Origin of the sequence: Comamonas sp. MYb396 (genome assembly GCF_037479555.1) — a bacterium.
In the GTDB taxonomy this organism is placed as follows: Bacteria; Pseudomonadota; Gammaproteobacteria; order Burkholderiales; family Burkholderiaceae_C; genus Comamonas.
The window spans coordinates 27851-53538 of sequence record NZ_JBBGYU010000010.1; the positions used below are offsets into that span (position 1 = coordinate 27851).

Here is a 25688-nt window from a genome sequence, read left to right on the forward strand (position 1 = left end):
TCAAGCAAAGATTTTTGCAACACCCCTGTACGGGCCGCTACGACCTGGCCATTGCGGTCGGCATTCTGGCGGCCAGCGGCGCCATCGATGCGGACCGGCTCAAGGACTATGAATTTGCCGGTGAGCTGTCGCTGTCGGGTGCCTTGCGCCCGGTGCGCGGCGCGCTGGCCGCCAGCATGGACCTGCACCAGCGCGGCCAGCAGGTGCGCCAGGTGCTGCCCCCGGGCAGTGCAGAGGATGCCGCCCTGGTGCCCGATGCCGAGGTCTACCGCGCCAGCCACCTGCTGGATGTGGTGCAGCACTTTGCCCCCCAGGCCACCAGCGCCGAGCCCGAGGCAGCGCCCAGCCAGTGGCAGCGCATGCCCGCCCAGCCCCGCCCGCCCGAGGCCCCCGGCGCCGACATGGCCGATGTCAAAGGCCAGGCGGCCAGCAAGCGGGTGCTGGAGATCGCTGCCGCAGGCGGCCACAACCTGCTGATGCTGGGCGCACCGGGCGCTGGCAAATCGATGCTGGCCCAGCGCTTTGCCGGCCTGCTGCCGCCCTTGAGCGTGGCCGAGGCGCTGGAGAACGCCGCCGTGCACAGCCTGGTCGGCAGCTTTGATGCCCAGCGCTGGGGCCAGCGCAGCACGATGGCGCCGCACCACACCGCCAGCGCCGTGGCCCTGGTGGGCGGCGGCAGTCCGCCCCGGCCCGGTGCGATATCGCTGGCCCATTGCGGGGTGCTGTTTTTGGACGAGCTGCCCGAGTTCCCGCGCAGCGCGCTCGAAGCACTGCGCGAGCCGCTGGAGACCGGCCAGATCAGCATCGCCCGCGCCGCGCAGCAGGCCACCTTTCCCGCCCGCTTCCAACTGATTGCCGCGATGAACCCCTGCCCCTGCGGTTTTCGGGGCTCGCGCCAGCGCGCCTGCCGCTGCTCGCCCGACCAGGTCAGCCGCTACCAGGCCCGCATCAGCGGCCCCTTGCTCGACCGCATTGACCTGCACCTGGAAGTCAGCCCCCTGCCCGCCGATGAGCTGCTGACCGCCCCGGCCGGCGAACCCTCCGCCGCCATCCGCGAGCGGGTGACCGCTGCCCGCGCCCGGTCACTGCAGCGCCAGGGCATGCTCAACCAGCAGCTGCAAGGCCAGGCGCTCGACGATTACTGCCAGGCCGAGCCCGCTGCGCTGCAGCTGCTGCAAACCGCCGCCGCCCAGCTGGCCTGGTCGGCACGCGGCATCCACCGCAGCTTGCGCGTAGCCCGCTCGATTGCGGATCTCGCGCAGTCGGAGACCATCAGCCCGGCCCATGTGGCCGAGGCGGTGCAGTACCGGCGGGCGCTGCTGGGTACGAGCGGCATGTAGCCAGCGCTGCTGAACGCTCACCCTTATGCAGAAAACGCGTTTACTAAGTCAGAAAAATTAGTTCCTCCCGCAACGCTGACTTCGCACAATCCCCCCTTTTGCGCCGCGCAGCCCTGCTGCGAACGGCGGTTCTTTGAAAGCGGATATGGGCGTGAGCAAATTGGGGCAGTGGCGAATCTTGGGCGTGGCGGCGGCGTCGCTGTGTGTGGTGGCCGGTGCCAGTGCGGCAGGCGCAGCCAGCGCCCCTAGCGGCGCCCCCATCCGTATTGGCCTGCTGGCCCCGCTGACCGGATCGGGCGGCGCCTATGGCAAGGAAGAGGAAACAGCGGCCAAGGCCGCCGCTGCCCATATCAATGCCCATGGCGGTGTGCTGGGCCGGCCGCTGGAGATTGTGGTGGCCGATGACGAGACCACGCCCACAGCCGGCGTGTCGGCCGCGCGCAAGCTGATCGATGTGGATGGTGTGGTGGCGATCACCGGCGTCTGGAGCAGCGCGGTGGCACTGGCCGTGCGCCCGGTGGCACTCGAGAAGAATGTTGCGCTGCTGCCCGTGGGCTCGGCCGATGAGCTGACCGAGGGCGACAACAAGGGCCTGGTCTGGCGCTTCCAGACCAATGGCAAGAACTGGGGCCAGGCCTTTGCCAATGTGGCCTACAAGGATGGCGCGAAGACCGCCTCCATCCTGGTGCTGCAGACGCCCTTCACGCTCAGCACCGTCAAGCCCTTTGCCGAGCGCTTTGCGCAGCAGGGCGGCAAGGTGCTCGACACCCTCTACTTCAACCCCAACCAGCCCTCGTACCGGGCCGAAGTGGAGAAGATCTTCAGCAAGAAGCCCGATGCGGTCTTCCTGCCCAGCTATATCCCCGAGTTCAGCGCCATCGTGCGCGAGATCTACCGCAGCGGCTACGAAAGCAAGCTCTACACTTTCAGCCATGCGGCCGACAGCGGCGGCAAGTTTGTGCAGAACGTGGGCAAGGCCGCCGCCGAAGGCGTGAACCATGTGCAGGCCACGCCGGTGGGCAACAACGCCAGCTACCAGCTCTACCTGAAGCAAACGCAGCAGCCCGAAGGCACCATCGTCGCCTTTGGCGCCAATGTGTTTGACGAGATCAATGTGCTGGCGCTCGCGATCGAAAAGGCCAAGAGCGCCAAGGCGGCCGACTTCAGCAAGGAGATCGCCAACGTGGTCAACGCCAAGGGCCCCGATGTACACGACCCCGTGCAGGGCCTGCAGCTGATTCGCGCGGGCAAGCCTTTCCGCTACTCCGGCGCGACAGCGGACTTCCGCTTTGCGCCCAATGGCGACCAGGTGGACCTGGACTACGGCCACTACCGCGTGCTCAACGGCGTGAGCAAGCTGGTGGGCACCACCAAATGAGCCTGCAGACAGACGATCTGCTCAGGGTTCAGGATGTTCATGTAGGTTTTGGCGAGTTCACCGCGCTGGACGGTGCCCACCTGCGCATTGCGCGCGGTGGCATCACCGGCATGGTGGGGCCCAATGGCGCGGGCAAGTCCACCTTGTTCAATGTGCTGGGCGGCCAGCAGGCGCACAAAGGTGGCCGGGTGCTGTTCGACGGCCAGGACATCACGCACTGGTCCGTGCACCGGCGCGCCCAGGCCGGGCTCACCCGCACCTTTCAGATCTCGCGCGAGATGGGCGCGCTCACGGTGCTGGAGAACCTGCTGCTCGCCGCCCCGCAGCAGCCCGGCGAAAAGCTCTGGCATGCGCTGCTGAACACGGCGGCCGCCCGCCAGCACGAAGCCCAGGCGATGGCGCAGGCCCAGTCCCTGCTCGAGCGCGTGGGCCTGTGGCGCCTGGCGCATGAGCGGGCCGACAGCCTCTCGGGCGGCCAGAAGAAACTGCTGGAGCTCTGCCGCGCGCTGATGCTCAAGCCCCGGCTGGTGCTGCTCGATGAGCCGGCGGCCGGCGTCAACCCGGTGCTGGTCGGCGAGATTGCGGACTTCATCCGCAGCCTGCAGGCCGAAGGCATGAGTTTTGCCATTGTGGAACACAACATGGACATGATTGCCGCGCTGTGCGACCCGGTGTATGTGCTGGCCCAGGGCAAGGTGCTGACCCAGGGCAGCTTTGCCCAGGTATCTGCCAACGCGCAGGTGGTCGAAGCCTACCTCGGAGGTGTGGCATGAGCGCCGAACTGCGCCTGGACAGCGTCGTGGCCGGCTACGGCGCGCGCGCCGTGCTGCACGGCGTGAGCCTGGAGGTCGCACCCGGCTCCAGCTTGGTGGTGGTCGGCCCCAACGGCTCGGGCAAATCCACCTTGATGCGCGTCGTGACCGGGCTGATCCGCCCGCAGTCGGGCCGCGTCATCTGGGATGGCCGCGACATCACCGCCCTCGATGCGCCGGGCCGCGCACGCCTGGGGCTGGGCTATGTGCCGCAAGAGGCCAATGTGTTCCGCAACCTCTCGGTGCTGGACAACCTCAAGCTCGGCCACGAGTTCATCGCCAGCGGCGGCGCCAAGGCCTTGCGCGAGCGGCTCGATGCGGTGCTGGCGCTGTTTCCCGAGATCGTTCCCAAGCTGAATGTCGCCGCTGGCTTGCTCAGCGGCGGCCAGCGGCAGATGGTGGCCATGGGCGCGGCGCTAATGCCCTCGCCCCGGCTGCTGGCGCTCGATGAACCCTCGGCGGGCCTGTCGCCGCTGAATGCATCGCGCCTCTTTGAGGTGGTGCAGCGCGTGGCGCAAACCGGGGTCACCTTGTTCATGATCGAGCAAAACACCCGGCTGGGTCTGGCCGCTGCCGACCAGGGCCTGGTGCTGGTCGCCGGCCAGGTGCGGGCGCGCGCGCCCAGCCAGGAGCTACTGGCCAATGGCCAGCTGCAAAGTCTTTATCTGGGAGCGCACTGATGCTGGCGCAGCTCATCTTCAACGGCCTGGTATCGGGCCTGCTCATTGCGCTGCCTGCGCTGTCGCTGGCCTTGGTTTTCAGCGTGCTGCGCTTTGCCAACTACGCCATTGGCGCGATGGTGACCACCGGCGCGTATCTGGTCTATGCCTTCAACGGCCCGCTGGGCTGGCCGCTGCCGTTGGCAATGGCCGCCGGCATGGCGCTCAGCATTGCGCTGGCACTGCTGCTGGACCGGCTGGTGTTTGCGCCGCTGCGTGGGCGCTCGGGCGTCACCTTGCTGGTGGCCTCGATCGGCCTGGGCCTGGTGCTGGAGAACCTGGTGCGCCTGGTCGCCGGCAATGCGCCGCGCGGCTTTGGTGTCGAGATTGCCCGGCCCGCGCGCCTGCTCGGCCTGCGCGTCAACCAGGAGCAGCTCATCACCCTGGCCTGCGTGCTGGTGGCGCTGGCGCTCGTGTGGCTGGTGTTCCGCTTCACGCGCCTGGGCCGCGCGATGCAGGCGGTGGCCGACAATCCCGATCTGGCGGATGTGCGCGGTATCTCGCGCAAAAAGGTGACGGCCACGGTCTGGGCGCTGGCCGCCGCAATGGCGACCTTGTCGGGCGTGCTGATCGGCCTGGATTCGAATGTGGACCCGCAGATGGGTTGGAACTACCTGCTGCCGGTATTTACCGCAGCCATCCTGGGCGGCATCGGCAGCCCGATGGCGGCGGTGGCGGGCGCGCTGCTGCTGGGGGTGACCGAAGAGCTGGCCACCCTGTTGCTGCCGCCCCACTACCGCACGGTGGTGGCCTTTGGGGTCATGGCCTTGCTGTTGCTGCTGCGCCCGCAGGGTCTGTTTGGTGCCAAGTGGGTGCGCAAATGACAAGCTATCTGATTGCAACCCTGGTGCTGGTGGTGATCGCCACCTTGTCGGGCCTGGCGCTGAACCTGCAATGGGGCCTGGGTGGCCTCGTTAATTTTGGCCTGTTCGGCTTTTACATGCTGGGCGCCTATGCCTGCAGCCTGCTGCAGATGCAGGGCCTGCCGCCGCTCGCAGCCATGCTGCTGGCGCTGCTGCTGACGGCAGCGGCCAGTGCGCTGGTCAGCCTCATCTCGGTGCGGCTGAGCGAAGACTACCTGGCCATCGTCACCTTGGGCTTTGCCGAATCGCTGCGGCTCTTTATCAGCTACGAGGAATGGCTGACCCGGGGCACCCTGGGCATCCCCAACATCGTGCGGCCCTTTACCGACCTGGTGCCCGGCGCCTGGCGGGATCTGTTCTTTCTGGGCTTTTGCCTGGTCTGGCTGGCGCTGGTGTTTGTGGTGCTGCAGCGCCTGGCGCGCTCGCCCTTTGGCCGCCTGCTGCGCGCCACGCGCGAGGACGCGGGCGTGGCCGAGGCGCTGGGCAAGAACGTGCTCTGGGTGCGGGCGCGCAGCTTTGCGCTGGGCGGCGCCATCCTGGGCATTGCCGGCAGCCTGCACGCCTTCTACTACACCTATATCGACCCGACCCAGTTCAGCACCATCTTGACGGCCTACGCCTTCATGGCCGTGATCCTGGGCGGGCGTGGTAGCCATGCCGGCGTGCTGGTCGCCGGCTTCACGGTGATCCTGCTGCTGGAGGGCAGCCGCATGCTGGCCGGCGTCGTGCCCTGGCTCGATGGCACGCAGCTGGCCGCCATCCGCCTGTCGCTGGTGGGCGTGCTACTGCTGGCGATGCTGATCTTCAAACCCAATGGGCTGCTGCCGGAATACCGGCTCGGCCCCCGCTCTCAAGGAACTTCACCATGACCCGAATCACCCGCAAATCCCGCGAAGACCTGCCCGCCGCAGAGCAGCCGCTGTGGGACCGCATGCTGGCCGCTGGCGATTTTGCCGACCAAGCCGGCGTCATGGCGCAGCGCCTGCCGATCTTCTCGCAGACCTGGGCGCTGCTGCTGCAGCTGGGCCAGGAAGCGGTGCTGCCCAAGCGCTACACCGAGCTGGCCATTGTCACCGTCTCGCTGCTCAATGAATGCGAGTACTGCATCGACCACCATGGGCCCAAGCTGCTGGTCGAAGGCCTGTCGGCCGAAGGCGTGCGGACCTTGCTGGACTACGCCAGCCACCCCGAGCTGAACGAGGTGGACCGCCTGGTGGTGGAGTACGCGATCGCCGTGACCCGGAACTGGAGCCAGACGCGCGACGAGATCTTTGGGCGCCTGCACCAGCACTTCAGCGAAGCGCAGATTGTGGAGCTGACCTGGCGCACCGCGCTGTGCGGCGCCTTCAACCGCTTCAACGACATCCTGCAGGTGCAGACCGCGCCACTGGCCACCCCGGCAGCCAGCGAGGCGGCGCAAGCCTGACGAACGAACGCACTGCAACGGATTCCATCGCATGAGCAGACAGCCCCGGCGTGAACTGCGCCTCAACAGCTTCCAGATGGCCGCGCCCTCCCACAACTGGGCGGGCCTGTGGAAGCACCCGCGCGACAACCAGGCGCAATACCACCAATTGCGCTACTGGGCGGACATGGCGCGCACGGCAGAGCGCGGCCTGCTCGACGGCATCTTTATCGCCGATGTGTTTGGCATCTACGACGTCTATGCCGGCAATGCCGATGCGGCCTTGGCGGCAGGGGCCCAGTCCCCGCAGCTGGACCCGACCATGCTCATCTCGGCGATGGCCCTGGTGACCGAGCACATCGGCTTTGGCGTGACCGCCAGCCTGAGCAACGACCACCCCTTCTCCTTCGCACGGCGCTTTGGCACCTTGGACCACCTGACCAACGGCCGCCTGGGCTGGAACATCGTCACCGGCTACCTGGAGAGCGGTGCGCGTGGCCTGGGCCGCGACAGCCTGCGCGACCATGACGAGCGCTATGACGTGGCCGAAGACTTTATGGCCGCGATCTACCAGCTCTGGGAAGGCAGCTGGGAGGCCGGCGCTGCCGTGCGCGACAAGGACAGCGGCGTGTTCAGCCACCCGGAGCGCGTGCATGCGGTGGCGCATGACGGCCCCTACTACCGCGTGCATGGCCGGGCACTGGCCGAGCCCTCGCCCCAGCGCACGCCCCTGCTGTACCAGGCCGGCAGCTCCGCGCGCGGCCAGCAGTTTGCCGGCCGCCATGCCGAGGCCTGCTTTATCAACGGCCCCACACCTGCGGCAGCCGCCAAATCGGTGAAGGCCTTGCGCGCATCGGCCCAGCACGCCGGCCGCGATCCCTACGATCTGCTCGCGCTGCTGGGCGCCACCGTGATCGTTGCGCCCACCACCGCCGAAGCCCAGGACCTGCGCGACGAATACCGGCACTACCTCGACAGCGCCGGCCAGCTGGCGCTGGTCTCGGGCTGGACCGGCATGGACCTGTCCCAGCTGGGCCTGGACGATGTGCTGCCGTTTGCGAAGACCAATGCCATCCAGTCCACCGTCGAGCACCTGACGCGCAACACGCCGCAGCCGCCCAAGGTCCGCGACCTGCTGGATTTCAGCCCCGTCGGTGCGCGCGCGCCGGTCTTCATCGGCTCGCCAACGGAAGTCGCCGACCAGATGGCCCATTGGGTCGCCGAGAGCGATATCGATGGCTTCAACCTTGTGCGCACCGTCATGCCCGAGAGCCTGGACGCCATCGTCGACCTGCTGATCCCCGAGCTGCAAAACCGGGGCATGTTCAAGACGCGCTACGCAGAAGGGAGCTTGCGTGAGAAGCTGTTCCCGGCAGGGGGCAAGCTGCTGCCGGCCAGCCACCCGGGCGCAGCGTACCGGCGTTAATTTTGATGCGGGCGGTTACTTCAACCATCCCCCAAAAAACAACCCCCACCGCCCTCTAAAGAGCGATGGGGGTTGGCACATCAGCGCAGACAGCCGCTTCAGGCTTCCGGCATCAGCGGCTCGCCCAGGTTCAGCATCAGGCGGTTGGCCCAGGCAAAGATCGCGTCCGAATGCAGCAGGTCCAGCACCTCGCCGTCGTTCAGGCCCTCGGCCTTGAGCGCGTCGATGTCGGCGGCGTTGATGGCTGCGGGCTGCTCGGTGATCTTGATCGAGAACTGCACGATGGCCTTTTCACGCGCGGTGGTGCCGGCGGTGGCGGGCTGTTCGAAGACCTGGGCAATGGTGTCGCTGCGCTTGGCCAGTTGCTCAAAGCGCTGCGCATGCACCGAGGCGCAGTAGACGCAGCCGTTGATGCGCGATACCACCGTGGAGCCCAGCTCGCGCTCGGCACGCGAGAGGCCGCCGGGCGCATACATGATGGCGTTGAAGGCGGTGGAGCGCTCGCGCAGGATCAGCGGCTGGTGCACCAGGAACAGGTAGTAGTCCGAGGTCTTGGCCTTGGGGTGGCTCTCTTCCAGCACGGCCATCTGGTCGGGCGTGGCCTGGTCGAGCTGGACCACATCCAGCCAGGCCTTCCATTCCAGCGATTCGTTGGTGAAGCCGTGGGCGCGGATGACCTGGGCGGGTTGGAATGCGGCGGGCGTGCTCATGCGGTGGCCTCCTCGGATGCTTTCATGGCTTGCAGGCCGGCCACAAGGCGGACCTGGTAGGAGAGAAACGCGATCAGCTGCGACAGCGCCACAACGGCCGGGGTGCTGATGCCAGCGGCTGGCAGGGTTTGCAGCGCGGCCTTGTCGCCCTCGATCGGGTTCTCGATCAGGGTGCGGGTAAAGGCCAGGATGGCCGCCAGGCGCGGGTCTTGCGCGTCCTGGGGCTGGCCAGTCTCGGCGACGGCGATCAGCGCGGCATCCACCGGCAGTTGCTGCAGGCGTTCGCGGTAGTGGGCGACCAGCTCGGGCGCAGGGGTCAGGCGGCAGGCATAGAGCGCGACCAGCAGGCGCTCGGCCACACTGATGCCCGGCAGCGCCGGATCAAACAGGGCCTGGTAGCTGCCCTGGGTGGCGGCCACCACCTTTTCACGCTGGTGGCGGGCCGCATAGGTGCGGCTGCCCGGTGCCAGACCGACCAGCCGGTCGATCAGGTCATCGCTGGGGGATGTGGACATGCAAGACTCCTTGGGTTTATGTTTTTGCAGCGCCGGCCTGGGCCGCCACTGCGCGTTCTAGAAACTGCAGCACGCCCTGCCAGGACGCGGCATCGGCATGGGCGTTGTCGGCCGGGTTGCCGCCGCCGGTGCTGACCTTGCCCGAGACCGGGTGGGCATAGACCAGCTGCGTGGTCGGCACATAGGGGAAGAGGATCGCGTGGCCGGCGCGCTCAAAGTCCAGCCACTGCACATCGTGCGGGTGCTGCACTTCGGCGAGCTTGTCGCGCACCATCTTTGAGTACACGCTCGACGGCCAGGAGCCATCGTCGGTCGCCGACAGCAGCATCACCGGGCCCTGGATGCGCTCCACCGGGATGCGCGCACGTGCCACGGCCTCGGCATCGCGCAAGGCGGTGCGCATCGCCCGCTCATGGCGGTGGGGTGCAGGGCCTTCGTCAAACGGGGCCCAGCTGGCCGTGCGGTTGTTCTCCCAGATGTGGGTGAGCGGCTGGCCGCCCAGCAGCCAGGTCGGGCCTTCGCGGCCCACCTGCGGGTCGCAGGCGTTCTGGCCGCTGTGCACCAAGGCGCTGGGCACATAACCCACCACGGCCGATACCTGCTGCGCAAAGGTCGCCCCCAGCAGCAGCACCAATTCCCCCCCGCGTGACTGGCCGCTGAGCGCGACAAAGTCATGCGCCGGTTGCACCGTGCGGCGCAGCCATTGCAGGCCTTTTTCAAAATACTCCAACGGGGTGTTGGAGATGTAGGGCGACAGGCCCGGCGCCTTGAAATACGCCAGCGCAAAGGCCGCATAGCCGCGCGATGCATAGAGCGCCGCGCGCGGCTCATTGATGCCGCCGCCCGAGCCGTTGACGATCATCACCGCCGGGTGCGGTCCGGCGCCAGCGGGCAGGTACAGGGTGCCGACCAGGCCGTCCTCGCGCACCTCACGGCGGGTCACGCCGGGGGCAGCGAGCTGCTGGCTCAAGCGCGCCTGCGCCTGCGCAGTGCCCGCGCTGGCTTGCAAGCTCGTCAGCAGCGCATCGGTCACCGGCTGGTTGAACAGCTCGCGGCTGGTGGATGCCACCGGGCTTTGCGACCAGACCAGGCCCATGCCATCGGCACCGGCATAGCTGCCGGAGACGGGCGCATCGCGGTTCAGATCGACAGCACCCTGCGCATCGGCGATGAAGCGCGCCTGCGCGCGCCACAGCACGCCGCTGCGCGGGGTCTCGGCAGTCACCTCCACCGCCTCACCGGGCTGGGCGCCTTCGATACGGATGTGGCGTGCCACATCGATCAGCGCGTCCGCCTGGTCAACCGTGATGGACAGCTGGGCCATCAGGGTGCCACCTTGGTCACCATCGAGGCGGTGGTGCGGTCGCTGCTGAACGGGGTGACCTTCAGGCCCTTCTTCGCGGCCCAGATATTGCGGTAGTGGAACAGCGGGATGATGCCCACATCATCGGACACCACCTTGGCCGACTGGCGCAGGATGCTCTCGCGCTTGGCCATGTCGAACTCTTCGGTGGATTCGGTCAGCGCCTTGTCCACGGCCGGGTTGCTGTAGTGGCCCCAGTTGGAGGCGCCCAGGCCCTTCTTGGCATCGACCGTGGCCAGCACGTTCACCAGCGCATAGCTGGCCTCACCGGTGCCATTGCCCCAGGCGAGCATGCTCATCGCATATTCGTTTTTGTTGGCGCGGCCCGAGTACACGGCCCATGGCACCACCTCCACCTGGGTCTTCACACCAATGCGGGTCCAGAACTGGGCCACCACCTGGGCCGTTTCCGGGCCTTGTGGGTAGCGGTCGTTGGGCACATGCATGGTCAGCTTGAAGCCTTCGGGGAAACCGGCATCGGCCAGCAGCTTCTTGGCCTTGGCGGCATCAAAAGGAATGTTCTTGATGTCGGGGTTGTAGCCATAGGTGTTCTTGGGCATCCACTGGTTGGCCTCGGTTGCCGCGTCCTGCAGGATGCGGTCGACGATGGCGCCCCGGTTGATCGCCAGGTTCAGCGCCTCACGCACGCGCTGGTCGAGCAGCGGGTTCTTCGCCAACGGCTTGCCAGCGTTGTCGGTGATGAAGGCATTGGACGCCGGGTTGAAGCTGGGTTGCAGCAGCATCACGCGCAGGCCGTCATAGGGGTAGACGGTGACGTTGGGTGCGTTCTTCAGGCGCGCGAGATCTGAGACCGAGACCTTGTCGATCACATCCACATCGCCGGCCAGCAGCGCGGCGGTGCGCGATGCGGCATTGTTGATGTAGCGGTAGTTGACCTTGTCCCAGATGGCCTTGTCACCCCAGTAGCCCTCATTGCGCTGCATCACCACGCGGTCGCCCGGCGTGTAAGACACCCATTTGTAGGGGCCCGAACCGACCATGGCCTTGCCCGAGTTGTAGTCTTCGGTGGCCGACTTCTCGCCCACATGCTTGCTGACGATGTGTACCGAGGCCAGGTTCAGCGGCAGATCGGGGTTGGGGATGGTGGTCTTGATGATCAGCGTGTGCGGGTCCTTGGCAGTGACCGATTCGACGGTGCGCAGGTAGCCGGCAAAGGTGGCCACGCTGCCGGGCACGGCGCGGGCGCGCTGGTAGGAGTAGATGACGTCCTCGGCGCTGAAGGCCTTGCCGTCTTGCCACTTCACATCGGTGCGCAGCTTGAACTCCCAGGTCTTGGGGTCCAGATTCTTCCAGCTTGCTGCCAGGCCAGGCTGCAGCTTGTTGTGGTTGTTCTGCACCAGCAGATCCCAGAAGTGCAGGTCCACCGAGCGGTCGCCGGCGTGGTTGTTGAGCTGGGGGTCCATCGACGAGACCGGGTCGGCAAAGCCGATGTTCAAGGTCTGCGCATGGGCAGCCAGGCCAGCGCCCATCAGGGCAGCGGTGAGGGAAGAGACGATGATGCGTTTCATGGCGAACTCCTGGTGAAACTGTGAAAACGGGGCAATGAATACGGAGAAAAAGGCGGCGCTCAGCTGCGCGTTCAGGCGTCGTTCAAATGGCAGGCGCTTTGGTGCTGGATGGCGATGCCCTTGAGCTGGGGTGCCTCCACCTTGCAGCGCGGCATGGCGCGCGGACATCGCGGATGAAAGTGGCAGCCGCTGGGAGGGTTGAGCGGGCTGGGGATTTCACCCTGGATGGCCGAGTAGGTCTTGTGGCGCGCGTTCATGTTGGGCACCTCGGCCAGCAAGGCCTGGGTGTAGGGGTGGTTGGGCCGGGCAAACAGCTCCTCGACCGGCGCAGTCTCGATCACGCGGCCCAGGTACATCACCACCACCCGGTCGCAGATGTGCTCGACGACGCCCAGGTCATGGCTGATGAACAGATAGGTCAGGTGCAATTGCTCGCGCAGGTCCATGAACAGGTTCAGGATCTGCGCCTGGATCGACACATCGAGGGCGGCCACGGCCTCGTCGCAGACCAGCATGCGGGGCTGCACGGCCAGCGCGCGGGCAATGCCGATGCGCTGGCGCTGGCCACCGCTGAACTGGTGCGGGTAGCGGCTGCGCAGCGCCGGGTCGAGCCCGGCGCGCTCCATCTGCGCACAGACGTAGTCGTCAAAACCAGCCTGGTCGACCAGGCCATGGATACGGGCTGCCTCGCCGACGATCTCGTCCACGCGCAGACGCGGGTTCAGGCTGGCGTACGGGTCCTGGAAGATCATCTGGATGCGCAGGCGCTCGGCATGGCGCTCGTCCGGCGTCAGGCTGGCCATGGCCTTGCCGGAGAACAGCACGTCGCCATCGGACGGTGGAAGCAGCCCCGCCGCGATGCGGCCCAGGGTGGACTTGCCGCAACCGGATTCGCCCACCAGGCCCACCACCTCACCGGGGCGCACCAGCAGATCGACCCGGTCAACCGCGCGGGTGACCGGGTGGGGCTTTTCCAGCCCCAGGCTTTGCAGCAGGCGGCCACCGATGCCCGGCTTTTGCTCGCCAAAGCGCTTGCTGACCTGGCGCAGCTCGACCACCGGGGTGTCTGCCGCGCTGTCTACCGTGGGTGTATGTGTCATCGTGTCGTTCATACGCGCACCTCCAGGCCCTGTGCCGGGGCGGCGCTAGGGGAGCTTACGGTCAGCGCCGGGTGAAAGCAGCGCACCAGGCGGCCGGGCAGCGGCTCGGTCTGCTCGGGCTGGGCCTGGCAGGCGGCAGTGGCGCGGGTGCAGCGCGCCGCAAAGGCGCAGCCGGGAGGAAGCTGCAGCATATTGGGCGTCATGCCGGGAATCTGCTGCAGGCGGCTGCCGCGCCGGTTGTTGGCCGGCAGGCTGCCGATGAGGCCAGCGGTATAGGGGTGCAGCGGGCTGTCGAGCACGGCATCCACGCCGCCCTGCTCAACGATGCGGCCGGCATACATGACTGCCACTTCGTCGGCCAGACCGGCCACCACCGACAGGTCATGCGTGATCCAGATCAGCGCCGTGCCCTGCTGGCGCGCGAGCTTTTGCACCTCGGACAGGATCTGCGCCTGGATGGTCACATCCAGCGCCGTCGTGGGCTCGTCGGCAATGATCAGATCGGGTTGGTGCAGCATCGCAGTCGCTATGGCCACGCGCTGGCGCATGCCGCCCGAGAGCTGGTGCGGGTAGGCCTGCAGGCGCTCGTCGGGGCTGGCAATGCCCATCATCGCCAGGGTCTCGCGGGCCCGCTCACGCGCCTGGGCCTTGCTGGCCGAGGTGTGGGCGCGCACCGCTTCGATCATCTGCGTGTCCACGCGCAACACGGGGTTGAGCGTCATCATCGGATCCTGGAAGATCATCGCGATGCGGTTGCCCTGCAGCTGGCGCAGCTCGCGCGGCTTGATCTTGGTGATGTCGCGGCCCTGGAACAGCACCTCACCGCCGGTCACGCGGCCCGGTGCATCGACCAGGCCCATGATGGAAAAACCGGTGACGGACTTGCCCGAGCCGGACTCGCCGACCAGGCCCAGGATGCGGCCACGCTCCAGGGTGAAGGACACATCGTTGACCGCGCGCAGGGTGCCGGCGCGGGTCGCAAACTCGGTGCGCAGATTGCGCACCTGCAAGGTGGGCACGCTGCTCATCGGGTGTTCCTCGGGTTCAGGACATCGCGCAGGCGGTCGCCCACCAGGTTGATCGCCACGATGGTGACCAAGAGCGCAATGCCGGGGTAGAAGCTGATCCAGTACTGGCCCGAGAGCATGAACTGGTAACCGTTGGAGATTAGCAAGCCCAGCGATGGCTCGGTGACCGGCACGCCCAGGCCCAGAAAGCTCAGGGTGGCCTCCAGGGTGATCGCGCGGGCGATCTGCAGGGTGCCGATCACGATCAGCGGCGGCAGGCAGTTGGGCAGGATGTGGCGCACCATGATGCGCCAGTTGGGGATGTCCAGGCAGCGCGCCGCCTCGACATACTCGCGCCGGCGCTCGACCAGGGCCTGGCCGCGTGCGGTGCGGGCGTAGTAGGCCCATTCCAGGATCACCAGGGTCAGCACCACATTGCCCACGCCCTTGCCCAGGTAGGCGAGGATCATCATCGCCACCAGGATCGAGGGGAAGGACAGGATCAGGTCCACCACGCGCATGATGATCGTGTCCGTCTTGCCACCGGCATAGGCGGCCAGCAGACCCAGCAAGGTGCCCACCACGCCGGCAATCAGCGCCGAGCCCACACCCACCAGCAGGCTGATGCGCAGGCCGTAGAGAATCGCCGAGTACAGGTCGCGCCCCTGGCCATCGGTGCCCAGCAGGTAGTGAAAGCTGTCCAGCCCATTGGCCGAACCTGGCGGCAGGCGCGCATCGAGCACATCGAGCTGCTGCAGGTCATAGGGGTTCTGCGGCGTGATCCAGGGCGCGACGAGCGCTGCCAGGATCAGCACGACGGCGACGACGAGGCCAAACAGCGCCAGGCGCGAGGCCAGAAAATCGGCCACATGCGCGCGCCAGGGCGAAGGCTGGCGCAGCGCCGCTGCCGGGGCGGTGCCTACGGGGGTGTTGGCAGGGGTGTTAGCAGGGGTATTGGTGCCGCTCATGCTGCGCCCTCCAGGCGCACGCGGGGGTCGAGCACCTTGTACAAGATATCCACGATCAGATTGAGCGTGACAAACAGGCAGACCACCACCACCAGGTAGGAGACGATGACGGGACGGTCCAGCGCATTGATGCTGTCCAGAATCAGCTTGCCGGCGCCCGGCCAGGAGAAGATGCTCTCGGTCACCACCGCAAAGGCGATGGTCGAGCCCAGCTCCAGGCCCAGCACGGTGACCAGCGGAATCATCGTATTGCGCAGCACATGCAGGCCCACCACGCGCAGCGGCGACAGGCCCTTGGCGCGGGCAAATTTCACATAGTCGAGCGGCAGCACTTCCCGCACACCGGCGCGTGTCAGGCGGATCACCAGCGAGATCTTGAACAGCGACAGGTTGATCGCCGGCAGCAGCATGTGGCGCAGGCCATCGGCGGTCAGAAACGACCACTGCGCGCCGAGAAACTCTACGGTCTGGCCGCGCCCGCTTGATGGCAGCATGCCCAGCGAGACGCTGAAGGTCATGATCAGCATCAGGCCGACCCAGAAGGTGGGCAGCGAAAAGCCCACGATGCTGCCGGCCATGATGGATTTGGAAAACCAGCTCTCGGGGTAGAGGCCGGCGAGCAGGCCCAGCGGCACGCCCAGCACCACGGCGATGACCAAGGCGGCAACCGCCAGCTCCAGCGTCGCCGGCAGGCGCTGCAAAATCAGCTCGATCGCCGGCACGTTGTAGACAAAACTCACGCCCAGGTTGCCCTGCAGCGCGCCGCCGACAAAGCCCAGGTACTGGCGCCACAGCGGCTGGTCAAAGCCCAGCTGGGCGATGATGCGCGCGCGCTCGACCTGGTCCACGTCCTGGCCGATCAAAATATCAACCGGGTTGCCGATGGCATGCAGGCCGACGAAGACGATCACCGTCATCAGCAGCACCACCACCACGGCCTGCGCAAGGCGGCGCAGCAGCCAGCCGATCATGGTGTGCCCGCCTTATCCAGCAGTGCGGCGGCTTCGCCAGGCGGTTCGGCCGGTGTCCACTCATCGCCAAACACCTCGGGGTCGCTGAAGGCCTGCAGCTTCTCGAAATGCCACTGCACATCTTCGGCATACAAGCGGCTGCTGATGCCCTGGGCCAGGCGCTCGGCGCCCACGCTGATCGCAGGAATATCGCCGGACACCGTGCCATGCGTCAGCGCGGCCGGGTAGGAGAACGCATGGATGCGCTCCAGCCCCGGGCAGGCGCCGGGAATCTTTTGCTGCAGCTCAAAGGCCGGGCCCAGGTCGGGCGAATCGGAGAGCTCCTGGTCGTCCTCGCCCTCGGGGTGGCGGTAGCGGTCGCCCCAGTTGCGCACATGGGCGGCAAAGGGCGCAAACTCGCTGCGCGCATTCCAGTCGATGCGAAAGCCGGTGGAAAACACGACAAAGTCCAGGTGGAACACGCCCTTGGAGGTGTGCACGCGGATCTCGTCGCCGGTCCATTCCATGCGCTCGATCGCGCAGCCCAGGTTGAAGCGGGCATTGGCATGGCGCGAGACGCGCAAGGTGCTGCCCCGGGGTGGCGGCACCTGCTGCACATTGATGTAGTGGCGGATCTTCCACTTCCAGTCATCGGGCAGCTGCAGATGGCCATAGGTCAGGCCCGGGCTGCCGGCGCCCTTGCCCTTGTTGACGCGGGGAATGTCCTTGCGGCGGATCAGCAGGTCGACGCTGGCCGCGCCGCTCTCCAGCGCGGTGGCGGCGCTGTCCATCGCCGAGGCACCGGCCCCCACCACGCCGATGCGCTGGCCGGCCAGCTGGGCGTAATCGGTGCTGTCCGAGGAATGGGCCCAACGGTCGCGCGGCAGGCTGCGCGCCATCTCGGGCACATAGGCGCCGCCCAGGCCGTCGCGGCCGGTGGCCAGCACCACATGGCGCGCCAGCACCTTGCGTGCGCCGCCGGGCGTCTCCAGATCGAGCTGCACCACGCCATCGGCGCCGCGCGGGCGCACGGCCAGCACCTTGTGGCCGTTGTGCACCGGCAGCGCCAGCACTTGGCGGTACCAGCGCAGGTAGTCCATCCACTGCAGGCGCGGGATCTTGTCGAGCGCCTCCCAGGCCTCCAGGCCGAACTGCGACTCGAACCAGGCGCGGAAAGTGAGCGCCGGTTTGCCCAGCGCCGGGCCGGTGAGCTGCTTGGGCGAGCGCAGCGTTTCCATGCGCGCCGTCGTTGCCCAGGGGCCTTCAAAGCCCGCCGGCGACTGGTCAAAGATCTCGGCCGGCACGCCCATGAAGCGCAGCGCCGCGCATGCGGCCAGGCCCGACATGCCGCCGCCGATGATGGCAACGGGCAGCACCGGCTCTCCCTCCAGCGCGGTTTCGGGCAGCCAGTCCTTGGCGGGCAGGTCCAGCCAGGCCAGGTCCTGGCGCACCCGGGCTTCGAGTGCGGCCAGCCCCTGGGGCGGCAGTAAGCGTTCGTCGTTCATGCGTGGTTCTCTCAAAATTCTGGTGTGCCCGCAGCGGGCCGCTGGCCCTCGGGCAGCATTTCTTCCAGCAGCGCGGCGTGGGCGCGTGCGTCATGCAGTACAAAGCCAGGCAGCAGCGCCTGCGCCACCTCGGTCAAGGCCTGGCACAGCGCATCCATCGCCGGCGTGCAAGGCGTGGCCTGCTGGCTGACCACGCCAAACAAAAAGGGGATCTCGGTATCGAGCGGGCGCACCACCACACCTTGCAAGGGCAGGCCCAGTGCCGTCACCGGCTCCAGCACCGACACGCCCAGGCCCGCGCGCACGGCGGCCATCGCGTTGACCGAGGCATTGGTTTCCATGAACTGGGTCTCGCCCGGCTGCGCGCCAGGGCGGGCGGCGGCAAAGGCCTCATCCAGGCGCCCGCGCAGCCGGTAGGGGTTGGCCATGGTGATGATGCGGCGCTCGGCCAGCGCCAGCAGTGGCACCACGTCCAGCGCGGCCAGGGGATCGCCTTCGGGCAGCACCGCCACGCAGGGCGCGCGACCAATCCAGTGCACCTGCAGGCCCCGGTGCTCCAGCGGCAGGCTGCTCACGCCCAGTTGGGCGGCACCCGTCAGCACGCCTTGCGCCACCTGCTCGGGCGAGGCGCTACGCAGCTGGATGTGCGAGATGCTTTGCGCCATCGCGCCTTCGAGCCGCGCCAGCGCCGCAGGCACCAGGCCCGCAGCCAGCGCCGGCGTGGCCAGCAGGTTCAGCGGGCGCTGGCTGCCGCCTGCAATCTCGCGGGCGCGCTGGCGGATCTGCTGCAGGCTGTGCAGCGCATGGGCCACATCCTCGTACAGCAGAAAGCCTTGTTCATTGGGCGTAATGCGCGGGCCATTGCGGCTGAACAGCGCGTAACCAATCTCCTGCTCCAGCTCCTGCACCAGGCGGCTGATCGCCGGCTGCGAGCGGCCCAGCATGCGGCCGGCGGCCGTCACGCTGCCGGTGGAGATGACAGCCGCAAAGGCCTCAAGCTGGCGAAGTTCCATGGTATTTGATGCGAAAAACGCATTCTGAACTATTGAGTATGCGATCTACAAATACTAAATACACATATCCAAATAGCAGAAGCGTATTTACCCGAGTACGCGGGGGCGCGCCAGCCGCCCTGCAGACGCAAAAAAGGGAGCATGTGCTCCCTGTGTGGCAGCCGTTTCCGGCTGCTTTTAGCTTAAAACTCGCTCAGAGCCCCAGCTTCTTGGCCACATAATCGGCGTCCTTGTCACCCCGGCCCGAGAGGTTGACGAGGATGTTCACCCCCTTGTCCAGCTGCGGCGCGATACCCATGGCCCAGGCGACGGCATGGGCGCTTTCCAGCGCCGGGATGATGCCCTCGACCCGCGACAGGGTCATAAAGGCGTTGAGGCAGGCCTGGTCATCCACGGCCTGGTAGTCGACCCGGCCCAGGTCCTTCAAGTAGCTGTGCTGCGGGCCGACACCAGGGTAGTCCAGACCCGAGGCGATGGAATGCACGGCCGCGGGGCTGCCATCGGCGTTCTCCAGCACATAGCATTTCATGCCATGGATGGCACCGGGCTTGCCCACCGACAAGGTGGCGGCATGCTTGCCCGGCTGGTCCACGCCCTCGCCCGCAGGCTCCACACCCACCAGCTTCACACCGGCATCGGGCAGAAAGGCCGTGAAGATGCCCATCGCATTGGAGCCCCCGCCCACGCAGGCCGCCACATAGTCGGGCAGCTTGCCGTGCCGGGTCTGGAACTGCTCACGCGCCTCGCGCCCGACGATGGACTGGAAGTCGCGCACCATCTTCGGAAACGGGTGCGGCCCCACCACCGAGCCAATCGCATACAGGTAGTTCGTCGGGTCCTTGAGGTACTCCTCAAACGCGCTGTCGACCGCCTCCTTCAGAGTCGCCTGGCCAAAGCTCACCGGCACCAGCTTGCAGCCCAGGATGCGCATCTTGGTGACGTTGGGGTGCTCCTTCTCGATATCGACCTGGCCCATGTGGATCTCGCAGGGGATGCCCACCAGCGCGCAGGCCGTCGCCAAGGCCACGCCATGCTGGCCGGCGCCCGTCTCGGCAATCACCTTGGTCTTGCCCATGAACTTGGCCAGCAGCGCCTCGCCCAGGCAGTGGTTGATCTTGTGGGCCCCCGTGTGGTTGAGGTCTTCGCGCTTCAAATGGATCTGCGCGCCGCCCAGCTGTTCCGAGAGTCGCTTGGCATGGAAGATCGGGCTGGGGCGGCCCACATAGTCCTGGAACAGCTGCTGGAGCTCGTCCTGGAAATCCTGGCGCTGCACGATCTGCTCGTAGGCCTGTGCGATATCGTCCATCGCCTTTTTCAGGTGCGGGGGCACCAGCTGGCCACCATAGTCACCAAAGAAACCGTTGGCATCGGGCATCTCAGCAAAGTTCATCATTGTTGTCATAGGCTGCTTTATCTCTGTGATGGCAAAGCCTTGTTGATACCACAGCAGTCCGGGCAAAACCTTGCAGGTTTTCCCGATGCCACAATAGCTGCCATGAAAGCTGACGCCGTTCGTGATATCGCCCTGGCCCATGCCATCGAAACCTCACCGCCCCACGAGGCCCTGCCCAGCGCTGCGCGCTGCGAGGCCATCACGCAGGAGGTGCTGCACACCCTGGGCAAGCCCGCGCTGGGTGGCAAGGCCGGCCAGGCCGCCTTTGCCCAGTTTCTGCAGCTGCGCGCCAAGCGCATCATCCAGGCCAGCCAGCTGCCCGCTGATGTGCGCCAGCTGTGGCAGCATGCCCCGGGCCTGGCGCGCTGGGCACCGCTGGCCATCGGCCTGCTGGCGCTGTGTTTTGGCTTTGCCAGCCACCGCATTACCGACCCGCACCGGGTCGATCTGCTGTCGCTGTCGCTGATGGGCATCGTGCTGTGGAACCTGCTGATGTATGCGGTGCTGCTGGTGCGCAGTCTGCTGCGCCTGGCACGGCGCCAGCCAGCGCGCGTGGCGCCCTGGGAGCCTGCGCAGCTGGCCGCTGGTGGCGCAGCCCCCAGCGCTTCCGTTTCCGATGAACACCCGGGCTGGATGGCCCGGCTGCGTGGCAAGGCCATGCCCGCACTGCGCGGCAGCGGCCTGCGCAAGATGGCGCTGCGCTTTGAGCGCAACTGGTGGCAAGCCAGCGAAGGGGTGCGCAATGCGCAATGGCTGCTGTGGCTGCACCTGGGCGCTGCGCTCGTCGCCGTGGGCGCACTGGCCTCGCTCTGGCTCACGGGCCTCACCAAGGAATACCAGGTCGGCTGGGAGAGCACCTTCCTGTCGGCCCCGCAGGTGCAGCACTGGCTCAACCTCCTGTTCGCCCCCACCCAATGGCTGCAGTGGACGACGCCCTGGAGCCTGGCCGACATCCAGGCGCTGCAAGGCTGGGTGACCAGCAGCATGCCGGCGCAGTACCCATCGGCAGCAGCCCAGGCGCCGCAGCCGGGTGTGCTGAGCGCGCCCGTGTCCTATGTTGGAGAGCGCTGGGTCTGGGCCTATACCGCCTTGCTGGGCGCCACCGTGGTGGTACCGCGTCTGCTGCTGGCGCTGTGGCAGGGGCTGCGCGTGCGCTGGCGCCGCCAGCACCTGCAGCTGCCGCTGAACCAGGCCTACTTTGCCCGCCTGCAGCGCGACTTTGGCGGCCTGGCCACGCGCCTGGTGCTGCTGCCGTTCAGCATCGATGTGACGCCCGAGCGCCGCGCGGCGATCGACCACCATGCCATCGGCCTCTATGGCGCCGGCGCCCATGTCGACTGGCTGCCGACCCTCGCCTATGGCGCTGCGCTGCCGGCCGTCGATATCGCGCCCGCTGCGCAGGCCATTGCGCTCATCAACCTGTCAGCCACGCCCGAGGCCGAGGTGCATGGCGAGCTGCTGGCCCAGCTGCGCAGCCGCTTTGGCGCCAACGGCCAGCTCTGGCTCTGGGCCAGTGACTTTGCCGCGCGCAATGCCGGCGCCCCGCGCCGCCTGCAGGAGCGCGAAGCGCTGTGGCAGGAGTTTGCCCAGCAGCACGGCTTCAACGCCCAGCTGATCACCACCGGCACCTGACGAGACCCGCACGATGACCGAGATGACGAACGCCCCCCCACTCCCCACCGCCGTGCCGCAGGCAGCGGATGCGGCCAACGACCAGACCATCGCCTGGTGCCTGCTGTCGCACACCAATATCGGCAAGACCACGCTGGCCCGCACCCTGGTGGCCGAGGACATTGGCGAAGTGCAGGACGCCGCCCATGTCACCAGCCAGTCGCAGCGCTACCTGCTGCAGCGCACCGAACAGGGCGATGAGCTCTGGCTCTGGGACACACCGGGTTTTGGCGATTCGGTGCGGCTCTACAACCGCTTGAAGCAGCAGGGCAACCCACTGGGCTGGTTTCTGTCCAATGTCTGGGACCGCTGGCGCGACAAACCCTTCTACATGAGCCAGCGCGCCTTGCAGGCCGCGCGTGACCATGCCGATGTGATGCTCTACCTGGTCAATGCCGCCGAAGACCCGGCCGACGCCGGTTACTGGGCCAGCGAGATGCGCATCCTGCAGTGGATGGACAAGCCCGTGCTGGTGCTGCTCAACCAGATCGGCAGCGACACCACAGCCGCGCAAACCGCTGCAGACCTGCAGCGCTGGCGCGCGGCGACGGCCGAGTTTGCCGGCACCGTGCGTTCGGTGCAGGTGCTCGATGCCTTCACACGCAGCTGGTGGCACGAAAAGCAGGTGATGCAGTCCATCGCACCGCTGCTGCCCGATGCCAAGCAGCCGGCCTACCAGCGCCTCTTGCAAACCCGCGCGCAGCGCCAGCAAGCGCGCGAAGCGGCCAGCCTGCAGGCCCTGGCCGAGCAGCTGCTGCTGGCGGCCACCGCGCAGGAGACCGTGCAGGCCAGCGACAACAAGCTCTGGCAGCGCGCCTGGAGCAAGGTGAGCGGCTCGGTTGCGCAGGCCATCCGCGGCAGCGGCGCTGAGGGCGCCGAGCTCAGCCCCGAGCAGACCGCCGCGATGCAGCGCCTGACCCAATCCCTGCAGCAGGCCGACCTGGCCAGCACCCAGGCCCTGCTGGCGCTGCACCAGCTCGATGGCCAGGCGGCCAGCCAGATCCAGCAGCAGCTCAAGGACCACCTGAAAACCAGCACACCGCTGGACCCGCAGACGGCCAGCCTCTGGGGTGCGCTCACGGCCGGCGCTGCGACCGGCCTGGGCGCCGATATGGTGGCCGGTGGCATGACCTTGGGCGCAGGCGCGCTGGTGGGCGCTTTGGTGGGCGCCGTCACCTTTGCCGGTGCTGCCTGGAGCGCCAACAAGATGTTTGACCAGCAGGCCCAGCGCTTTCACCTCTCGCCCGAGTACCTGAGCGCCTTGACCGGCCAGTTGCTGCTCAAGTACCTGGTGATCTCGCACTTTGGCCGGGGGCGCGGGCGCTACACCAGCCCCAGTGCACCGGCGCAGTGGAGCGAGGCGGTGCAGACCGCCGTGCAGCACCGCGCCACGCAGTGGCAGCAGCAGTGGAAGGCGCTGGGCAGCCTGGCCGCCGATGCCGGTTTGAGCGACGAGGCACGCGCGGCCCACTTGCAGGCGCTGCAGCTGCAGCTGGGCGAATGCCTGCACCAGGCGCTTGGCCGCCTCTACCCCGACATGGATCGACCGACGGTCAATGCTGATGCGAATAATCAATAAAAACAAGCAATTACAAAATTATTGGCGATAAAAAACACCGATCCGCATTGACCCGCTTGTTTTTTGCAAAGGCCCGTCGCAGCATGGAGATGCCATGGCCCAGCAAGCCAGGCATCCCAGCAACTCAAGGACAGGAGAGTTTTATGCGCAACACCTGGAAAGCCTGGATCAGCGGTATCGCCCTGTGCAGCACAGCGGCCGTTTTTGCCCAAACACCGGCAGCGGGTACGGCACCGGCCGCCAAACCAGCCCCCGCCGCCAAGGCCGCGCCGGCGGCCCCCGCAGCGCCAGCGGCCGCTGCCGACAAGGCCAAAACCCCGGCCCCTGGCGGCGGTGCCGGCAAGGTCTGGGCCAATACCAGCTCCAAGATCTACCACTGCCAAGGTGACCGCTACTACGGCACCACCAAGCAAGGCGAGTACATGACGGTGGCGGATGCGAAAGCCAAGGGCATCCAACCGGCCAAGGGCAGCAAGGCCTGCAACAGCTGATCGGCGCCGTCCCGCACCACCCCGACCCTGCGCAAACCCGCAGGGTTTTTTACGCTGCCCGGCGCTGCGCAAGCCACTGCCACCAGCGCTTGCCATAACCGGCAATGCCCTGGGGGAACAGCAGCACCAGCAGCAGAATCACCGCGCCCAAGGTGGCACGCCAGTAATCGGTGTTGCGCGCCACGGCGTCATGCAGCCAGGTAAAGCTGAAGGCGCCCAGAATCGGGCCGACCAAGGTCTGCACACCGCCCAGCAGCACCATGACCAGGCCATCGACCGACTTGGCCACCGACATGGTCTCGGGCGAGATGCTGCCCTTGGAGAACGCAAACAAGGCGCCCGCCAGCCCGGCCACCGAGGCGGCCAGCACAAAGCCCATCCACTGCACCCGTGCCACCGCAATGCCGATGGCCTCGGCACGCAGCGGTGCATCGCGGCTGGCACGCAGCGCATAGCCCAGCGGCGCATACAGCACCCGCCACAGCGCCAGCACGCTGGCGGTGGCCAGCAGCAGGGTCAGCAGGTAGAACCAGCGCTTGTCCTCCAGCCAGGCCACCGGCCAGACACCCGTGAGGCCATTGCTGCCGCCGGTGACCGAATCCCACTGGAAGGTGGTGGCCCAGATGATCTGCGCAAAGGCCAGGGTCAGCATCGAGAAATACACGCCCGTCAGCCGCACCGCAAACCAGCCCGTCAGCAGGCCGCCCAAGGCCGCCAGCAGCGGCGCCAGCAACAGCGCCCACAGCATCGGCAGGCCGGCCGCATTCAGCAGCAGCGCAGCGCCGTAAGCCCCCAGGCCAAAAAAGGCCGCATGGCCAAAGGAATGCAGGCCCGCCGGTCCCATCAAGAAATGCAGGCTGGTGGCAAACAACGCGGCAATGACCAGGTCCACCATCAGCACCAGGGTGTAGGACTGCGCATCCACCGCCCAGGGCAGCGCCAGCAAGGCCAGCAGCACGGCGGCGCCCACGGCCTTCAACGCAGGCGGGGGCGCGCGCAGCGGCTGCTCGCGCAGGCCATGGCTGCGGCTCGCGGCCTGCGGCTTGCCCAGCAGGCCCCAGGGGCGCAGCACCAGCACCACGGCCATCACCAAAAAGTCCGCCACCAAGGTGAGCTGCGGAAACGCGATGTCGATGCCGGCGATCTGCACCACGCCCAGCCAGATGCACAGCGCCTTGACGGTGGACACCAACAGTGCCGCGACAAAGGCGCCGGTGAGCGACCCCATGCCGCCGACCACCACCACGACAAAGGCCGAGCCAATGGTCTGCAGATCAAGCTCCAGGGTCGCCGGCTCGCGCGGCAGCTGCAGCGCGCCGCCCAACCCGGCCAAGGCGGCCCCCAGCGCAAACACCGCGGTGAACAGCCAGGCCTGGCGCACGCCCAGCGCACCGACCATTTCGCGGTCCTGCGTGGCCGCGCGCACCAGCATGCCAAAGCGGCTGCGGTGCAGCAGCAGCCAGGTGGCGCCCAGCACCAGGGGGCCCACCGCGATCAAGAACAGGTCATAGCTTGGAAAGGCACGGCCCAGGATATCGACCGCGCCGCCCAGCCCCGGCGCGCGCGGGCCCAGCAGCTCATCGGGCCCGCACAGCCACAGCACCGCATCCTTGATCACCAGCACCAGCGCAAAGGTGGCGAGCAGCTGAAACAGCTCGGGCGCCTTGTAGACGCGGCGCAGCAGCAGCACCTCGACCACGCCGCCCAGCAGGCCGACGGCGATGGCCGACAGCGGCAGCGACAGCCAGAAACCCCAGCCACCGCCCAGCGGTGCCATGGCCTCGGCCAGCGCATAGGCCGCATACAGGCCCACCATGTAGAAGGAGCCGTGCGCAAAGTTGACGATGCGGCAGACGCCGAAAATCAGCGACAGCCCGGCGGCCACCAGGAACAGCGACGAGGCGCCGGCCAGGCCATTGAGCAGTTGCACCAGCAGACCGGAAAAACTCAT

At 67.2% G+C, this 25688-nt stretch carries 23 protein-coding genes; 11 read left to right on the top strand and 12 right to left on the bottom strand.

The features are described 5' to 3' along the window. Window positions 1–14 precede the first annotated feature (14 nt). From WH265_RS20395 to WH265_RS20430, 8 genes are all read left to right on the top strand, one after another. Window positions 15–1340 carry a YifB family Mg chelatase-like AAA ATPase gene (locus WH265_RS20395; RefSeq protein ID WP_339559476.1) on the top strand — a complete coding sequence of 442 codons (1326 nt, stop codon included), beginning with the start codon at window positions 15–17 and terminating at the stop codon, window positions 1338–1340. A gap of 151 nt (window positions 1341–1491) precedes the next feature. Continuing rightward, window positions 1492–2718, top strand: coding sequence for an ABC transporter substrate-binding protein (locus tag WH265_RS20400; protein ID WP_339559477.1), 1227 nt, complete (start codon window positions 1492–1494; stop codon window positions 2716–2718). Further along, window positions 2715–3491, top strand: a complete 777-nt coding sequence (locus WH265_RS20405) for an ABC transporter ATP-binding protein (protein ID WP_339516678.1) — start codon at window positions 2715–2717, stop codon at window positions 3489–3491. Before WH265_RS20400 ends, WH265_RS20405 begins: the two co-directional genes overlap by 4 nt. Then, complete coding sequence (locus WH265_RS20410; RefSeq protein ID WP_339516680.1) at window positions 3488–4210, top strand: ABC transporter ATP-binding protein; 723 nt, start codon at window positions 3488–3490, stop codon at window positions 4208–4210. Before WH265_RS20405 ends, WH265_RS20410 begins: the two co-directional genes overlap by 4 nt. Next, window positions 4210–5073 (top strand): branched-chain amino acid ABC transporter permease, encoded by an 864-nt coding sequence (locus tag WH265_RS20415; protein WP_339559478.1) that lies wholly within the window; start codon window positions 4210–4212, stop codon window positions 5071–5073. Before WH265_RS20410 ends, WH265_RS20415 begins: the two co-directional genes overlap by 1 nt. Further along, window positions 5070–5981: a branched-chain amino acid ABC transporter permease gene (locus WH265_RS20420; RefSeq protein ID WP_339559479.1), complete on the top strand. Its 912-nt coding sequence runs from the start codon at window positions 5070–5072 to the stop codon at window positions 5979–5981. The genes WH265_RS20415 and WH265_RS20420 overlap by 4 nt, the downstream gene beginning before the upstream one ends. After that, window positions 5978–6538, top strand: a complete 561-nt coding sequence (locus WH265_RS20425; protein ID WP_339559480.1) for a carboxymuconolactone decarboxylase family protein — start codon at window positions 5978–5980, stop codon at window positions 6536–6538. Before WH265_RS20420 ends, WH265_RS20425 begins: the two co-directional genes overlap by 4 nt. A 31-nt stretch (window positions 6539–6569) precedes the next feature. Further along, window positions 6570–7943, top strand: a complete 1374-nt coding sequence (locus tag WH265_RS20430) for an LLM class flavin-dependent oxidoreductase (RefSeq protein WP_339559481.1) — start codon at window positions 6570–6572, stop codon at window positions 7941–7943. A 98-nt stretch (window positions 7944–8041) separates the two neighbouring features. Here WH265_RS20430 and WH265_RS20435 read toward each other — a convergent pair whose 3' ends face one another. From WH265_RS20435 to trpB, 11 genes are all read right to left on the bottom strand, one after another. Further along, window positions 8042–8653 (bottom strand): peroxidase-related enzyme, encoded by a 612-nt coding sequence (locus WH265_RS20435; RefSeq protein WP_133856802.1) that lies wholly within the window; start codon window positions 8651–8653, stop codon window positions 8042–8044. Beyond that, entirely contained in the window at window positions 8650–9168 is a 519-nt protein-coding gene (locus WH265_RS20440; RefSeq protein WP_339559482.1) for a CMD domain protein, read from the bottom strand. Before WH265_RS20440 ends, WH265_RS20435 begins: the two co-directional genes overlap by 4 nt. A 16-nt stretch (window positions 9169–9184) precedes the next feature. Beyond that, window positions 9185–10492, bottom strand: a complete 1308-nt coding sequence (locus WH265_RS20445; RefSeq protein WP_339559483.1) for an acyl-CoA thioesterase/bile acid-CoA:amino acid N-acyltransferase family protein — start codon at window positions 10490–10492, stop codon at window positions 9185–9187. Further along, window positions 10492–12060 carry an ABC transporter substrate-binding protein gene (locus tag WH265_RS20450; protein ID WP_339559484.1) on the bottom strand — a complete coding sequence of 523 codons (1569 nt, stop codon included), beginning with the start codon at window positions 12058–12060 and terminating at the stop codon, window positions 10492–10494. The genes WH265_RS20445 and WH265_RS20450 overlap by 1 nt, the downstream gene beginning before the upstream one ends. Before the next feature lie 71 nt (window positions 12061–12131). After that, window positions 12132–13160 (bottom strand): ABC transporter ATP-binding protein, encoded by a 1029-nt coding sequence (locus WH265_RS20455; protein WP_339559485.1) that lies wholly within the window; start codon window positions 13158–13160, stop codon window positions 12132–12134. Window positions 13161–13168: 8 nt separating this feature from the next. After that, a complete protein-coding gene (locus WH265_RS20460) occupies window positions 13169–14188 on the bottom strand; it encodes an ABC transporter ATP-binding protein (RefSeq protein WP_339559486.1) in 1020 nt (339 codons plus the stop codon). After that, on the bottom strand, window positions 14185–15135 hold the full coding sequence (locus tag WH265_RS20465; RefSeq protein WP_339559487.1) for an ABC transporter permease: 951 nt from the start codon (window positions 15133–15135) through the stop codon (window positions 14185–14187). Before WH265_RS20465 ends, WH265_RS20460 begins: the two co-directional genes overlap by 4 nt. Beyond that, window positions 15132–16106, bottom strand: coding sequence for an ABC transporter permease (locus WH265_RS20470; protein WP_312988447.1), 975 nt, complete (start codon window positions 16104–16106; stop codon window positions 15132–15134). The genes WH265_RS20465 and WH265_RS20470 overlap by 4 nt, the downstream gene beginning before the upstream one ends. Beyond that, window positions 16103–17590 carry an NAD(P)/FAD-dependent oxidoreductase gene (locus tag WH265_RS20475; protein WP_339559488.1) on the bottom strand — a complete coding sequence of 496 codons (1488 nt, stop codon included), beginning with the start codon at window positions 17588–17590 and terminating at the stop codon, window positions 16103–16105. The genes WH265_RS20470 and WH265_RS20475 overlap by 4 nt, the downstream gene beginning before the upstream one ends. Window positions 17591–17601: 11 nt before the next feature. Then, the gene (locus WH265_RS20480; RefSeq protein ID WP_339559489.1) at window positions 17602–18603 is read right to left on the bottom strand and encodes a LysR family transcriptional regulator; all 1002 of its coding nucleotides are present in this window, start codon (window positions 18601–18603) and stop codon (window positions 17602–17604) included. Window positions 18604–18796: 193 nt separating this feature from the next. Beyond that, on the bottom strand, window positions 18797–19996 hold the full coding sequence (gene trpB, locus WH265_RS20485) for a tryptophan synthase subunit beta (RefSeq protein WP_445228559.1): 1200 nt from the start codon (window positions 19994–19996) through the stop codon (window positions 18797–18799). Between the two features lie 102 nt (window positions 19997–20098). On the opposite strand from trpB, the gene WH265_RS20490 reads away from it, so the two are divergent. The 3 genes from WH265_RS20490 to WH265_RS20500 all read left to right on the top strand — a co-directional run bounded on the left by WH265_RS20490 (window position 20099) and on the right by WH265_RS20500 (window position 23737). Further along, window positions 20099–21628, top strand: a complete 1530-nt coding sequence (locus WH265_RS20490; RefSeq protein WP_339559491.1) for a DUF2868 domain-containing protein — start codon at window positions 20099–20101, stop codon at window positions 21626–21628. 22 nt (window positions 21629–21650) lie between these two features. Further along, window positions 21651–23246, top strand: a complete 1596-nt coding sequence (locus tag WH265_RS20495) for a DUF3482 domain-containing protein (protein ID WP_339559492.1) — start codon at window positions 21651–21653, stop codon at window positions 23244–23246. Between the two features lie 143 nt (window positions 23247–23389). Beyond that, window positions 23390–23737, top strand: a complete 348-nt coding sequence (locus WH265_RS20500) for a signal protein (protein ID WP_445228560.1) — start codon at window positions 23390–23392, stop codon at window positions 23735–23737. A gap of 49 nt (window positions 23738–23786) precedes the next feature. Here WH265_RS20500 and WH265_RS20505 read toward each other — a convergent pair whose 3' ends face one another. Next, window positions 23787–25688 (bottom strand): ABC transporter permease, encoded by a 1902-nt coding sequence (locus WH265_RS20505; protein WP_339559493.1) that lies wholly within the window; start codon window positions 25686–25688, stop codon window positions 23787–23789.

Coding starts and splice junctions, on each gene's coding strand:
- WH265_RS20465 (WP_339559487.1), bottom strand. CDS start 15,135: ATGAGCGGCACCAATACCCCTGCTAACACCCCTGCCAACACCCCCGTA.
- WH265_RS20440 (WP_339559482.1), bottom strand. CDS start 9,168: ATGTCCACATCCCCCAGCGATGACCTGATCGACCGGCTGGTCGGTCTG.
- WH265_RS20475 (WP_339559488.1), bottom strand. CDS start 17,590: ATGAACGACGAACGCTTACTGCCGCCCCAGGGGCTGGCCGCACTCGAA.
- WH265_RS20405 (WP_339516678.1), top strand. CDS start 2,715: ATGAGCCTGCAGACAGACGATCTGCTCAGGGTTCAGGATGTTCATGTA.
- WH265_RS20445 (WP_339559483.1), bottom strand. CDS start 10,492: ATGGCCCAGCTGTCCATCACGGTTGACCAGGCGGACGCGCTGATCGAT.
- WH265_RS20460 (WP_339559486.1), bottom strand. CDS start 14,188: ATGAGCAGCGTGCCCACCTTGCAGGTGCGCAATCTGCGCACCGAGTTT.
- WH265_RS20480 (WP_339559489.1), bottom strand. CDS start 18,603: ATGGAACTTCGCCAGCTTGAGGCCTTTGCGGCTGTCATCTCCACCGGC.
- WH265_RS20435 (WP_133856802.1), bottom strand. CDS start 8,653: ATGAGCACGCCCGCCGCATTCCAACCCGCCCAGGTCATCCGCGCCCAC.
- WH265_RS20410 (WP_339516680.1), top strand. CDS start 3,488: ATGAGCGCCGAACTGCGCCTGGACAGCGTCGTGGCCGGCTACGGCGCG.
- trpB (WP_445228559.1), bottom strand. CDS start 19,996: ATGATGAACTTTGCTGAGATGCCCGATGCCAACGGTTTCTTTGGTGAC.
- WH265_RS20470 (WP_312988447.1), bottom strand. CDS start 16,106: ATGATCGGCTGGCTGCTGCGCCGCCTTGCGCAGGCCGTGGTGGTGGTG.
- WH265_RS20430 (WP_339559481.1), top strand. CDS start 6,570: ATGAGCAGACAGCCCCGGCGTGAACTGCGCCTCAACAGCTTCCAGATG.
- WH265_RS20500 (WP_445228560.1), top strand. CDS start 23,390: ATGCGCAACACCTGGAAAGCCTGGATCAGCGGTATCGCCCTGTGCAGC.
- WH265_RS20495 (WP_339559492.1), top strand. CDS start 21,651: ATGACGAACGCCCCCCCACTCCCCACCGCCGTGCCGCAGGCAGCGGAT.
- WH265_RS20415 (WP_339559478.1), top strand. CDS start 4,210: ATGCTGGCGCAGCTCATCTTCAACGGCCTGGTATCGGGCCTGCTCATT.
- WH265_RS20490 (WP_339559491.1), top strand. CDS start 20,099: ATGAAAGCTGACGCCGTTCGTGATATCGCCCTGGCCCATGCCATCGAA.
- WH265_RS20450 (WP_339559484.1), bottom strand. CDS start 12,060: ATGAAACGCATCATCGTCTCTTCCCTCACCGCTGCCCTGATGGGCGCT.
- WH265_RS20505 (WP_339559493.1), bottom strand. CDS start 25,688: ATGAGTTTTTCCGGTCTGCTGGTGCAACTGCTCAATGGCCTGGCCGGC.
- WH265_RS20455 (WP_339559485.1), bottom strand. CDS start 13,160: ATGACACATACACCCACGGTAGACAGCGCGGCAGACACCCCGGTGGTC.
- WH265_RS20420 (WP_339559479.1), top strand. CDS start 5,070: ATGACAAGCTATCTGATTGCAACCCTGGTGCTGGTGGTGATCGCCACC.
- WH265_RS20425 (WP_339559480.1), top strand. CDS start 5,978: ATGACCCGAATCACCCGCAAATCCCGCGAAGACCTGCCCGCCGCAGAG.